The sequence below is a fragment of the Acinetobacter sp. Swhac1 genome (assembly GCF_013390985.1).
Classification (GTDB): domain Bacteria; phylum Pseudomonadota; class Gammaproteobacteria; order Pseudomonadales; family Moraxellaceae; genus Acinetobacter; species Acinetobacter towneri.
Genome location: NZ_JACASN010000010.1, coordinates 29,095 through 41,805, shown reverse-complemented (window position 1 = coordinate 41,805; position 12,711 = coordinate 29,095). Strand labels below are relative to the sequence as shown.

Sequence of the window (12,711 nt, the reverse complement as noted above, 5' to 3'; positions counted from 1 at the left end):
ATGTTTATCAGTTTTGAAGGTACTGAAGGGGTAGGCAAAACTACACTTATTCGCCGTATTCATGATTATTTTACTGCACAAGGTCAGTCGGTGGTTTTAACCCGTGAACCGGGTGGAACCTCTATGGCAGAGCAAATTCGTGCTTTGTTGCTCGCGGTCAACCATGAAGAAAAAATGTGTTCAGACACTGAGTTATTGTTGATGTATGCAGCGCGTGCTCAGCATTTAGATCAGGTGATTTTACCAGCAATGGCTGCAGGAAAAACTGTACTATGTGACCGTTTTAGCGATGCCAGTTTTGCTTATCAATGTGCGGGACGTGGTTTAAGTGAAAGCAAGTTGCAGACTTTAAATAATAACTTTGTCGCACGTATGCCTGACTTAACTTTTTGGCTCGATGCACCGATTGAACTGGGTATGACCCGTGCACGAGCGCGTGGAGAGCTTGACCGTTTTGAGCAAGAGAAAGCAACTTTCTTTGAGAAGGTAAGGGGTGGCTATCAAACTTTATGGGAGCGGCATCCTGAGCGAGTGAAGCGTTTAGATGCAACACAAAGTCCAGATCAAGTATTTGCACAAGCGATGCACTATTTGCAAGCGAAAGCATAAAACGCAAAGGCATATACAAAAAAGCATAACAAGCCATTGGGTTGTAGTTAGACATTTGATTGAATGGAAAAATCTTCTATAGTGGAAACGCTTTAGAAGATTTTTTTAAATAGTGAATATTAAGTATGACCAAAGAAGAAATTATTGAATTTTTAAAAGTAGAGTTTCCGCAAAGTCTGGAAAAATGTGAAATTGTGTCCATCACGCCACGTGGCGCATTGGTAAATTATCACATCGATGAACGTGATTTACGCCCAGGTGGTACGGTATCAGGGCCGACTATGATGACTGTTGCAGACTATGCACTTTATATCGCCATTTTAGGGGAGTTGGGTTTGGTGGCTTTGGCGGTGACCAGTAATTTAAACATCAACTTTTTACGCAAGCCCGCAGCAGGGAGTAATTTACGTGGTGAATGTCGCTTAATGAAAGTAGGGAAAAACCTCGTGGTCGGTGAGGTTTGGGTATATTCCGAAGGTGTAGATGATGCCGTGGCGCATGTCACAGGGACGTATTCGATTCCACAGATTGGCTGAGAATAAAGTCAGCTTTATCTTAATTTTAGTTACTTATATTTACCATGTGGTTACATATGTACACATACCACATGAAAATCAGGGTTTGATTGGTTAAAAAATAATCACAAATATTTCATTTTATGTTTTTCATATAGATCAAATCTGTTTTTGTCTAAGCTAGCAACCCGTAAGTGATAAAACAAGGGAGCTAAATGCTTAAATTTAAGAACAATATTGTTCATGGAGCAATCTTTGATATGGATGGAACAATGTTTGATACTGAACGATTACGGTTTCAAACATTGAAGCAGGCATCTCAGGAGCTCATTGGCGTTGAATTTTCAGACGTATACCTCATGCAATGTTTGGGTTTGAGTGCAAAGAGCGCTGAACAACTGGCGCAAGCAGAATATGGTGCAGACATTCCTTACCGTGAGATCCGTCAGCGTGCTGATGAACTAGAACTAGAAAGTGTGCGCAATTTTGGGGTGCCCATTAAAAAAGGTTTGTTGCAGGTATTAGAGCGGTTACGAAAGTCTGGCTTGAGAATGGCGGTTGCTACGTCTAGTCGTCGTGCCATTGCCGAAGAATATTTGATTAATGCCAATGTCTATAAGTTTTTTGATGTATTAGTTTGTGGCGATGAGGTGCAACAGGGCAAGCCACATCCTGAAATTTTTATAACAGCCGCACAAAAAATTAATCTAGAACCCAGCGAATGTTTCATGCTGGAAGATTCTGAAAATGGAATCAAATCTGCACATGCAGCGGGTGGCATAACCATACTATTTCGGGATATCAAAAAACCTAATGCTAATATGTTGTCACTCACGCAGCATTATTACGCAAGTATGCAAGCTTATTTAGATGACTTAAATCAAGTTATTCCTGTATTGGAAATGCCGAGTTTACAAGAGGCCTTCCCGCAAACTTTAAATCAGTTGAGTGTGGGGATTCATGGTTTTGGTGCAATAGGTGGGGGCTATTTGGCCCAAATTTTATCGCACTGGGATGGCTATACCCGTCCTAAACGTATTTATGCTTCTACACGGAATACCTTATATCGTTCTGCAGTAAACGCCTTTGGAACGTATTCAATTCGTTATGGACAATGTTCTTATGATGAACGAATTGAAAATATGCACATCATTGATGCGGAGAACTTGCAGCAGATGCAGCAAATGTATGTGGAGTCGAGCCTAATTGCATTATGTTTGCCTGAACATGCTTTACAGCAAGAGGCTAAAGTAATTGCGCAGGGCTTATATGCCCGTTTTATAGCGCAAGTTGAACTCCATCAGCCTTTAACTATTTTGGTAATTTTAAATAAAGTTGGGGCAAAACAGCTCTTGATGACGCATATTCATCAGGCGTTAGAGACGTTGTTGGATCCCGATACGGCAGCCAAAATTATGGCGCAGCATTATTTTTGCGATACTGTCGTAAATAGAATGGTCTCTAAATTAAGCGATCAAAACTTATATCGCCAATTACGCATCAAGTATAATATTTTTAAGCAATTTCAGTTGGATGACGAAGCAGAGCCAATTGAAATTGAAGATAATACTCGATTGCAGCCTGAGCAAGAGCGTCAAGCCACCTTATATATAGAAGATTTAAGACGCAATTTTCAGCCCAGTCACATTTTGCAAAGTATGGATTTAATTTTATTTCATGCTGAAAGTGACATGCCTATTTATGTGGAAAATGCCAGTCCATTATTGCAACACATGCGTCAAATGATTTTGGTAGATGATATTGCCGAAATCCAACTCATTAAAAATCGTTTATGGAATGGTGTACATGCCATGATGGCTTGGTTATCCAGTTTAATAGGGCATAACAGTATTGGTGTCGCAATGGCAGACCCATTGGTTGCAGATTTTACCCGCGCTGTTTCGGCACAAGTAGCGTTGGGATTAGCTGCACAGTTGCCGCATCGTCAGCAAAACTTAAAGCATCTGGCACAGAGCTTTCTGGACTCATGTGAACATGCCTATAAAGACCCGTGTCAGCGTGTGGCACGTGACCCTTTGCGTAAACTCTCAGCCAATGAACGGGTGATGGGTGCTTTGATTTATCATCTGCAGCATGATTTAGCTGCAAATTATGTGCAGAAAGGAGTGGTGTTGGGCTATCTGTATGCAATTAAAATGCAGCAGTTGGGGGCTCAAGCAGCATTACAGCATTTGTCAAAACAATTGCAAAATGCGCCTATAGACGAACAGACACGGCAGCAATTGCAGTACATAATTAGCCACCAATTACAGCAACTATTGGCTGGTCAAGTTCGCTTAGAAGCATTTATTCAAGATGGTACTCAAGTTGCAGCCGTAATCTAAAACTCAACTTGATGAATTCTTGGGGGGAGGTTTAGTAAGTTAACGTCATCATATTCAAAATGATAAAATATCGAATCGTGTTATGGAACACGATTCGGTGCTTTCTTGCATTAGAATTCAAATGCACTTTATTCACAGATACTTTTATGCAAATGCTGTTGTGTAACAAGCAATCAGATCACTCATTCACCAATGGAGTTTCCACTTGGAAATTTGGTGGAATGAGCACAGTTTTACGCAATTCAGGCGCAAGCTCTGGATAATCTAGTGTGAAGTGTAAACCACGTGATTCTTTGCGTTGCATGGCACAGCGCACAATCATTTCAGAAACCAGAACCAAATTACGCAGCTCAATCAAGTTTTTACTGACTTGATAGTCCTGATAATACTCGGTGATTTCACGTTTTAGCATTTCAATACGGTGTAAGGCACGCTCTAAACGCTTAGTGGTGCGTACAATGCCGACATAGTTCCACATGGTTGCACGTAGCTCATCCCAGTTTTGTAAAATCACCACATCTTCGTCAGGGTTCGTCACTTGCGAATCATCCCAAGCAGGAACTTCAGGCGAGCTATAATCTGCAGTGTAATGGGCTTCAATATGTTTGGCGGCAGCCATTCCATAGACAAAACATTCTAAAAGAGAGTTACTTGCCATACGGTTAGCACCATGCAAACCTGTATAAGAAGTTTCACCAATCGCATATAAACCAGCAATATCGGTTTGGCTATGTTCATCCACCATTACTCCGCCACAAGTGTAGTGGGCGGCAGGTACAACAGGAATCATATCGGTAGTGATATCAATGCCCAATTCCAGTAAACGTGCATACAGCGTTGGGAAGTGTTCTTTCACAAATTCTGCAGGTTTATGAGTGATGTCTAACCACACATGACGTATACCTAAGCGTTTGATTTCATAGTCAATTGCACGTGCGACAATGTCACGTGGTGCCAATTCTGCACGCTCATCAAAACGCAGCATAAAACGCTCACCATCGGGTAAACGCAAATATGCGCCTTCACCACGCATGGCTTCAGTAATTAAAAACGAACGTGCCTGAGGATGATACAAACAGGTCGGATGAAATTGGTTAAATTCCATATTTGCCACACGGCAACCCGCACGGTATGCCATCGCCATACCATCACCTGTGGCAATGTCTGGGTTAGATGTATACAGATAGGCTTTCATTGCACCACCGCAGGCAAGTGCGGTAAATGGTGCAAGGAAGCTATGCACTTTTTGTGTTTTTTCATCTAGTGCATATAAGCCTAAAGTGCGATTGCTTTCATTTAAACCTAATTTTTGCGAGGTAATTAGGTCAATCGCAATAAAATTTTCAAAAATGGTGATGTTTTGCTGTTCTTGGACACGTTGTACTAAAGTGGTCGAAATTGCGCGTCCTGTTGCATCGGCTGCATGAATAATACGTCGCTGTGAGTGACCGCCTTCACGGGTTAAGTGCAACTGTTCTTGTTCATCTAAAGTAAATTGAACACCTTGTCTCAGCAGAAAATCTACCGAAGGTTTGCCGCCTTCTACGGTTTGTTTGACGGCATCCATTTCACATAAATGCGCACCTGCAATCATAGTGTCATCTATGTGTTGTTCAATTGAATCTGTTTCATCAAGAACTGCCGCGACACCGCCTTGCGCATAGAAAGTGCTGGCTTCAGTAAGGGTAGATTTCGCCAAAACGGCAATATTGAAATGCTGGGGTAATGAGAGCGCTAAACTCAAACCTGCACCACCACTTCCCACAATAATCACATCAAATTGATGTGTTGTGTTTAAATTAGGCATGTCCATCAGCTAATTTGAAAAAAGTTGGATAATGACACCCCTTTTTACAGAAAAAGGCAAGTGCGAAGTGGATTTGAATAATGAAAAAAAAGAATAAACTGGCAACTTTTATGGAATATCCCACTTTTATTGTGATTCGATTCCACGCTTTTCATTTATAGCACTTTGGCGCATCATTTTTGATGGGTCAAATATAAGATGCTATCTCAGCTATCCTCCACAGTGCCTGCCAAACCGTAATTGAAAAAGATTCAACATTTTATTACGCAAAAGCCTATTATTTTGTGCTAAATAAGGTGAGTTCAAAGTCATAATTATTATTGAGTGAATGCTATTTATGAAAAATCGCAACTTAAAAAAAGGTTTATATGCGGCTGTTTTTACTATGGCAACTGTGCAGACTCAAGCAGCACCACCAGTAGACTTTTCTAATTTGGTTGAGCAGGTTAGTCCTGCGGTGGTGAGTGTCAATGTTGTCAAAAAAATGAGTCAGGAAGAACTCTTACAACAACAAGTTCCAGAAATTTTACGCCGTTTTTTTGGCAATCAAGTGATTATTCCTCAACAGCAAATTCCACAAGAAAAAACAGGTTACGGCAGTGCCTTTTTTATCAGTAAAGATGGATACCTTTTAACCAATCACCACGTTGTTGAAGATGCTTCTAAAGTTACCATTGTACTGAATGACCGCCGTGAACTTGATGCAACTGTCGTGGGTAGTGATGAACGTACCGATGTCGCGTTATTAAAAGTGCAGGGCAGCAGTTATCCAGAACTGCGTACAGGCAATGTCGATCAATTACGTGTAGGTGAGCCTGTACTTGCGATTGGTTCACCATTTGGCTTTGACTATTCTGCATCGGCAGGAATCGTGAGTGCCAAAATGCGTAATATGATGGGTGAAACTTCAGTGCCATTTATTCAGACCGATGTGGCGCTTAACCCAGGTAACTCAGGCGGGCCACTATTTAACCAGCGCGGTGAAGTGGTCGGCGTGAACTCCCGTATTTTTAGTGGTACGGGTGGTTATATGGGCTTGTCATTCTCCATTCCTATTGATGTTGCCATGGATGTTGCCGATCAGTTAAAGCGTAACGGTAAAGTGACTCGTTCTTATTTAGGGGTGAGTTTGCAAGATATTGACCGCAATTTGGCAGAATCTTATAAACTCAGTAAGCCTGAAGGTTCATTAATTACTCAAGTTGCACCAAACTCACCTGCGGCACGTGCAGGTTTGCGCGCGGGCGATGTGATTCTTAAATACAACGGCACACCTATTTCCAGAACGTCTGAATTGTTGAACTATTTAAACCGTTCAGTGCCAAATCAAAGTATTCAGCTTGAAGTATTACGCGATGATAAACGCCGTAATATTACCGCTACGGTGAGCACAGCACCTGACGACACGCCTGCCAAAAACAACCCTGACACAGCAGCCAAAGGCCCTGTTTTAGGGGTGTCGATTCGTGATTTAAGCGTTGCAGAACAACGCCAATTAGATATTAAAGGCGGTGTGCTGATTCAGGAAGTGCGTCGTGGTGGTTCGGCAGCTCAGGCACGTATTATGCCAGGTGATGTGATTGTGCAACTGAATAACACCACCATCCAAAATGCCAACCAATTTGTTGAAACTGTCTCTACCTTGAAACAAGGTACAGTTGCGCGTGTGGTGATTATTCGCCAAGGGCAACGTGCGATTATTGGCATGCGTATTCAATAAGTTGAAGTGGCATAAAATCGTAAATCTAACTAAATTTAGCATATTGCTAAACTTTAGATAGTCACTTATTTTAAGAAAGTTGCTCTTGAACTGGAGCGACTTTTTTTATGTAACTCGGTATTTTTGTTAGACTAGACCGACATCGCCGTTTTAGTTAAAAGGATGACATGAGCAGCATATTTGATTTAAAAATCACCGTACAGCCAGAACATATTGATATTTTAGGGCATGTCAATAATGTGGTGTATGTGCAGTGGATGCAGGATGTAGCATCGGCACATATCAAAACATTAGGCTTAGGTGTGCAGGAATACTTAAAACTAAAACATGCGATGGTGGCGGTGGAACATCATGTGCAATATCGTAAAGTGGCACTCGAAGGTGAGGAGCTGATTTTGCGTACATGGTTAAGTGATTTGAATGCGTTGTATTCATTCCGCCAATATGCGTTTTATCGCCCTCAAGATAAAAGTCTGCTGTTTATGGGCAATACACAATGGGCTTGTGTGGAAATTGCTACAGGTCGTCCAAAACGCATGTCACCGACATTTACGCAAGCCTATCAACCCCTTGCTGCTGATGTGAATCCGTTGGATTTTAGTGAGTATGATTAATTAAGAGGAATTGAAGCACCAAGTGTAGCGTCATTGAAAGTTGCTGCATGTTATTGCTGTCGATGTTGTTAAAGAGGGTATTCACCTGTTTCAAATAGCATGAAGTATTCTTCAATTCTCACTTTAATTACGACACACATCTCTGCATAAAAAGCCTAAAACTCTCGAATAAAAAGAAAAACGCGTGAGGCTGCAAAAGGAAGTCATTATTATGGATACATTGAAAAATCCATCTGCTATAATCCTTCGCAATTTCTATTCGGCTTTTGCTCTGCATGAATTTTGAGGTGCAGAGCGTGTTATTTTTCAAGGTAACCCATGGCGCAAGCTAAAAAAACTGTTGATATTAAAAACATCCGTAACTTTTCGATCATTGCCCATATTGACCATGGTAAATCGACTCTAGCAGATCGTTTCATTCAAACCTGTGGTGGTTTACAAGATCGTGAGATGCAAGCTCAGGTGTTGGATTCTATGGAGCTTGAGCGTGAGCGTGGGATTACCATTAAAGCCACCTCAGTGACTTTATACTACAACCATCCAAATGGTCAGGAATACCAGTTAAACTTCATTGACACCCCAGGACACGTTGACTTTTCCTATGAAGTATCACGTTCTTTGGCAGCTTGTGAAGGTGCGCTATTGGTAGTCGATGCGGCACAAGGGGTAGAAGCGCAATCAGTTGCAAACTGCTATACCGCAATTGAGCAAGGCTTAGAAGTTTTACCTGTACTGAATAAAATTGATTTACCGCAGGCAGAACCTGAGCGCGTGATTCATGAAATTGAAGAAATTATTGGTATCGAAGCGCAAGATGCACCCACCTGTTCGGCTAAAACAGGTTTAGGCATCGACAATGTATTAGAAACCTTGGTGAATGTCATTCCTGCACCACAAGGTGATCGTGATGCGCCATTGCAAGCCTTAATTATTGACTCATGGTTTGATAACTATTTGGGCGTTGTGTCGTTGGTACGTATCAAGCAAGGTCGTGTGCGTAAAGGCGATAAAATGTTGATGAAATCGACAGGTCAAACGCACATCATTACCTCAGTTGGTATTTTTAATCCAAAACATACCGAAACAGGTATTTTAGAAGCAGGTGAAGTTGGCTTTGTTATTGCGGGTATTAAAGATATTTTCGGTGCGCCAGTGGGTGATACCATCACACTCGCAACTACACCAGAAGTAGAAACCTTACCAGGCTTTAAAAAAGTTAAGCCGCAGGTTTATGCGGGTTTATTCCCAATTGATGCCAGCGACTTTGAACCGTTCCGTGAAGCATTGCACAAACTACAAATTAACGACTCAGCATTGTTCTTTGAACCTGAAAGTTCAGATGCTTTGGGCTTTGGTTTTCGTTGTGGTTTCTTGGGCATGTTGCACATGGAAATCGTACAAGAGCGTTTAGAGCGTGAGTACGATTTAGACCTAATTTCATCAGCTCCAACGGTTATTTATGAAGCTGTGATGAAAAATGGCGAAACGGTGTATATCGACAGTCCATCTAAAATGCCTGATGGTTCAACTGTAGAAGATTTGCGTGAACCGATTGCGGAATGTCATATTTTAGTGCCGCAAGAATACTTGGGTAACGTCATGACCCTATGTATTGAGCGTCGTGGTGTGCAAAAAGACATGAAATTCTTGGGTAACCAAGTGTCTATTACTTTTGAAATTCCAATGGCAGAAGTCGTGATGGATTTCTTTGATAAATTGAAGTCATGTTCACGTGGTTTTGCATCGTTAGATTATAACTTTGTGCGTTTTGAAAGTTCATCTTTGGTTAAAGTAGATGTACTGATTAACGGTGAAAAAGTTGATGCCTTAGCGATGATTTGTCACCGTCAGGATGCACGTCACCGTGGTATTGCCTTGGTTGAAAAAATGAAAGACTTGATTCCGCGTCAAATGTTTGATGTGGCTATTCAGGCTGCCATTGGTGCACAAATTATTGCGCGCTCAACCGTGAAAGCGATGCGTAAAAACGTACTTGCGAAGTGTTATGGCGGTGACGTTTCTCGTAAAAAGAAACTACTTGCCAAGCAAAAAGAAGGTAAGAAACGTATGAAGCAAGTGGGAAGTGTTGAAATCCCGCAAGAAGCTTTCTTAGCTGTACTTAAAGTCGAACGCTAAAATTATAAGGATAATAAACCCATGGATTTTGATTTTAATTTGATTCTCGTTCCTGCCACATTATTTTTTATTGCGGTGTGGCTGCTCGATAAATTTGTATTTAAGCAAAGAGCAACGAAAGGGCGAGGCAATGAAAACTTCATTATCACATGGGCTTATGATTTTTGGCCTGTTTTGGCAGTGGTGATGGTACTGCGTTCATTCCTGTATGAACCATTTAATATTCCGTCAGATTCTATGGTGCCAACCTTAGAAACGGGCGATTTTATTTTGGTGAACAAGTTTGAATATGGCGTGCGTTTGCCAATTATTAACAGCAAAATTATAGATGTGGGTTCGCCTGAGCGTGGCGAAGTTGCGGTGTTCCGTTATCCACCACAACCAAGCATTAGTTATATTAAGCGTATTGTCGGTTTACCAGGCGATCATATTGTTTATGATCATGGTCAGCTGAGCATTAATGGCGAGAAAGTAACGAAAACCCCAATCCAGTTTAGCCGTGAAAAAGACAGTCTAGATACACCTACTTCAATTTACCATCAGGAAACTTTAGGGGCGCATACATTTACCATGCGCGAGCTTGAAGGTGTTAACGTGGCGCGTCAGGCACCATTCCTGAACTATGTAGACAATGGTAAATATTCAGCAGAAAATGGTTTATATTGGGAAGTCAAAGTACCTGAAGGTCATTACTTCGCGATGGGGGATAACCGCGATCAAAGTGCTGACAGTCGTTTTTGGGGCTTTGTACCAGAGGAAAACCTAACAGGCCGTGCATTCTATGTGTGGATGCATAAAGAACCTGGGTTTAATTTGCCGTCATTTAGTCGTAACGGCAAAATTGATTAATACAGCAGATTAGGAAAATAAAAAATGCGTCATCAACAAGGGGCATCCTATATTGCAATTTTAATTGCAATTATTGGTTTTGCATTTATGGCAAAAGTGGCAATTGCGGTTTGGGGACCATATTTCGATGATCGAATGTTGGACAATCAAATTGAAGAACAATTGTTAAATGGGCCAAAAAACCTATCACCACAAAAGTTTATTGGTGAAATGGACAAGCGTTTAAGCATGAACAACATTCGCGATATTAAATTTGCAGATGTAGCTCAAGTGACCAACGTAGATGGTTTAGAAGTGAAAAAAGAATATGAAATAAGAAAACCTTTCTTATTGAATATTGATATTGTAATGAAGTTCGAGAAAAGTTTTGATCAAAGCTCAGTCCAAGCTAAATGAGACCCGTCTAGCCAGCCGAATCGGTTATCAGTTTAAGCAACCTGAATTGCTTAAACTGGCTTTGACTCACCGCTCGGTGAGTCATAAACACAATTACGAACGTCTGGAATTTCTAGGCGATTCGTTATTGGGAATGATTGTTGCCAATTATTTATATGTGGCTTATCCACATGAAAATGAAGGGCGTTTAACGCGCATGCGGGCAACACTGGTACGTCAGGAAGCCTTAGGCAAAATTGCCAATGATTTAAAGCTCAGCCAAAATTTAATTCTCAGTACGGGAGAATTGAAATCTGGCGGTCATCATCGTGAGTCTATACTGGCAGATACCGTAGAAGCGATTATTGGCGCTATTTATGTCGATAGCGGTGATTTGAGTTTGCTGCAAACGATTGTGCTAAAATGGTACAGCCCTTATTTAGATCATATTGAGCCAACCGATCAACTCAAAGACCCTAAATCACGCTTACAAGAGTATTTACAAGCACGTAAAAAACCTCTCCCGGTTTACGAGGTTGTAGATATTCAGGGCGATGCACCGAATCAGCATTTCATTGTGGAATGCCGAGTCGATAGCTTACCTGTAATGAAGGGTGAAGGTTCAAGCCGTCGCTTTGCCGAGCAGGCAGTTGCGGCAGATATTTTAAAATTCTTGGAGCAAAAGTCTGAATGACCATCCATTCCGATCACGTAGATGCTGATCACGAGTCGAATAACGACGCCAATGACCTAATTAACCAATTCTTTAGCGGTCAGGGAACTGAAATTCCATCTGATTTCCGCAGTGGTTTTGTTGCGATTGTTGGTCGCCCGAATGTGGGTAAATCGACCCTCATGAACCACTTATTGGGTCAAAAACTATCCATTACTTCACGTAAACCGCAAACCACACGTCACAAAATTGTGGGAATTGATTCACGTGAAAAATCTCAGGCTGTGTTTGTAGACACACCAGGGATGCATAAAAAAGAAGTCCGTGCCATCAACAAAATGATGAACCGTGCTGCATCATCTGCTTTGCGTGATGTGAACTTGGTTTTGTTTGTGGTGGATGCACAAAAATGGACGCAAAATGATGAGTTAGTCCTAGAAAAGCTGAAAAATGCAGAAATGCCAGTGATTCTAGTGATTAACAAACTCGACACTTTTGAGAATAAAAATCAGGCTTTGCCGATTATTCAAGAACGTGCCAAGTTAATGAACTTTGCCGAAATTGTACCTGTATCGGCATTGCGCGGCGCGAACCTAGATCATTTGCGTGACACGATTGAACGCTATTTGCCATTCCAGCCACCGTTGTATTCGCTAGATCAAATCACAGACCGTTCAGAACGTTTCTTGGCCTCTGAAATTATCCGTGAAAAGATCATGCGCCAATTGGGCGAAGAACTGCCTTACGATTTAACCGTGCAAATCGAATCATTTAAAACTGAAGATGCGGTTTTAAATGAAAAAACGGGTCGTATGAAAGCGCCATGTACGTATATTGATGCCACTATTTTTGTAGATCGCCCTGGTCAAAAAGCCATTGTGATTGGCGAAAAAGGCGCGAAGCTGAAAAAAATTGGTATGGATGCACGGGTCGACATGGAAAAAATGTTCGAGCAAAAAATTATGCTGACGCTTTGGGTGAAAGTCAAAGGTGGTTGGTCTGATGACGAACGTGCATTAAAAAGCTTAGGATATAGTGATATCTAAGTTTGACGAAAAGGGAACTGTG

General features: G+C 41.5%; 11 protein-coding genes. 10 read left to right on the top strand and 1 reads right to left on the bottom strand.

Annotated elements, in window-relative coordinates; all coding sequences use genetic code 11:
* The 3 genes from tmk (at nucleotide 1) to mtlD (ending at nucleotide 3,469) form a co-directional block, all read left to right on the top strand.
* Complete coding sequence (gene tmk / locus HX743_RS06950; protein WP_178318836.1) at nucleotides 1-609, top strand: dTMP kinase; 609 nt, start codon at nucleotides 1-3, stop codon at nucleotides 607-609.
* 125 nt (nucleotides 610-734) lie between these two features.
* Nucleotides 735-1,145: a PaaI family thioesterase gene (locus HX743_RS06945; RefSeq protein ID WP_178318835.1), complete on the top strand. Its 411-nt coding sequence runs from the start codon at nucleotides 735-737 to the stop codon at nucleotides 1,143-1,145.
* A gap of 194 nt (nucleotides 1,146-1,339) precedes the next feature.
* Complete coding sequence (gene mtlD / locus HX743_RS06940; RefSeq protein ID WP_178318834.1) at nucleotides 1,340-3,469, top strand: bifunctional mannitol-1-phosphate dehydrogenase/phosphatase; 2,130 nt, start codon at nucleotides 1,340-1,342, stop codon at nucleotides 3,467-3,469.
* 178 nt (nucleotides 3,470-3,647) lie between these two features.
* Here mtlD and nadB read toward each other — a convergent pair whose 3' ends face one another.
* A complete protein-coding gene (nadB, locus tag HX743_RS06935; protein WP_154320890.1) occupies nucleotides 3,648-5,282 on the bottom strand; it encodes an L-aspartate oxidase in 1,635 nt (544 codons plus the stop codon).
* A 331-nt stretch (nucleotides 5,283-5,613) separates the two neighbouring features.
* Between nadB and HX743_RS06930 the strand changes: the two genes are divergently transcribed.
* The 7 genes from HX743_RS06930 to era all read left to right on the top strand — a co-directional run bounded on the left by HX743_RS06930 (nucleotide 5,614) and on the right by era (nucleotide 12,689).
* On the top strand, nucleotides 5,614-6,996 hold the full coding sequence (locus tag HX743_RS06930; protein WP_004971727.1) for a Do family serine endopeptidase: 1,383 nt from the start codon (nucleotides 5,614-5,616) through the stop codon (nucleotides 6,994-6,996).
* Between the two features lie 167 nt (nucleotides 6,997-7,163).
* Complete coding sequence (locus HX743_RS06925; protein WP_104851759.1) at nucleotides 7,164-7,610, top strand: thioesterase family protein; 447 nt, start codon at nucleotides 7,164-7,166, stop codon at nucleotides 7,608-7,610.
* A gap of 318 nt (nucleotides 7,611-7,928) precedes the next feature.
* Nucleotides 7,929-9,746: a translation elongation factor 4 gene (lepA, locus tag HX743_RS06920; protein ID WP_004971725.1), complete on the top strand. Its 1,818-nt coding sequence runs from the start codon at nucleotides 7,929-7,931 to the stop codon at nucleotides 9,744-9,746.
* Nucleotides 9,747-9,767: 21 nt separating this feature from the next.
* Complete coding sequence (lepB, locus tag HX743_RS06915) at nucleotides 9,768-10,595, top strand: signal peptidase I (RefSeq protein WP_004971724.1); 828 nt, start codon at nucleotides 9,768-9,770, stop codon at nucleotides 10,593-10,595.
* 24 nt (nucleotides 10,596-10,619) lie between these two features.
* The gene (locus HX743_RS06910) at nucleotides 10,620-10,991 is read left to right on the top strand and encodes a DUF4845 domain-containing protein (protein ID WP_004971723.1); all 372 of its coding nucleotides are present in this window, start codon (nucleotides 10,620-10,622) and stop codon (nucleotides 10,989-10,991) included.
* A complete protein-coding gene (gene rnc, locus HX743_RS06905) occupies nucleotides 10,963-11,664 on the top strand; it encodes a ribonuclease III (protein WP_178318833.1) in 702 nt (233 codons plus the stop codon). Before HX743_RS06910 ends, rnc begins: the two co-directional genes overlap by 29 nt.
* Entirely contained in the window at nucleotides 11,661-12,689 is a 1,029-nt protein-coding gene (gene era, locus HX743_RS06900; RefSeq protein WP_218618915.1) for a GTPase Era, read from the top strand. The genes rnc and era overlap by 4 nt, the downstream gene beginning before the upstream one ends.
* Nucleotides 12,690-12,711: the final 22 nt, after the last annotated feature.

What these genes read in the sequence shown, in the direction of transcription:
- tmk (WP_178318836.1), top strand. Translation starts at nt 1, where the DNA reads ATGTTTATCAGTTTTGAAGGTACTGAAGGGGTAGGCAAAACTACACTT.
- HX743_RS06945 (WP_178318835.1), top strand. Translation starts at nt 735, where the DNA reads ATGACCAAAGAAGAAATTATTGAATTTTTAAAAGTAGAGTTTCCGCAA.
- mtlD (WP_178318834.1), top strand. Translation starts at nt 1,340, where the DNA reads ATGCTTAAATTTAAGAACAATATTGTTCATGGAGCAATCTTTGATATG.
- nadB (WP_154320890.1), bottom strand. Translation starts at nt 5,282, where the DNA reads ATGGACATGCCTAATTTAAACACAACACATCAATTTGATGTGATTATT.
- HX743_RS06930 (WP_004971727.1), top strand. Translation starts at nt 5,614, where the DNA reads ATGAAAAATCGCAACTTAAAAAAAGGTTTATATGCGGCTGTTTTTACT.
- HX743_RS06925 (WP_104851759.1), top strand. Translation starts at nt 7,164, where the DNA reads ATGAGCAGCATATTTGATTTAAAAATCACCGTACAGCCAGAACATATT.
- lepA (WP_004971725.1), top strand. Translation starts at nt 7,929, where the DNA reads ATGGCGCAAGCTAAAAAAACTGTTGATATTAAAAACATCCGTAACTTT.
- lepB (WP_004971724.1), top strand. Translation starts at nt 9,768, where the DNA reads ATGGATTTTGATTTTAATTTGATTCTCGTTCCTGCCACATTATTTTTT.
- HX743_RS06910 (WP_004971723.1), top strand. Translation starts at nt 10,620, where the DNA reads ATGCGTCATCAACAAGGGGCATCCTATATTGCAATTTTAATTGCAATT.
- era (WP_218618915.1), top strand. Translation starts at nt 11,661, where the DNA reads ATGACCATCCATTCCGATCACGTAGATGCTGATCACGAGTCGAATAAC.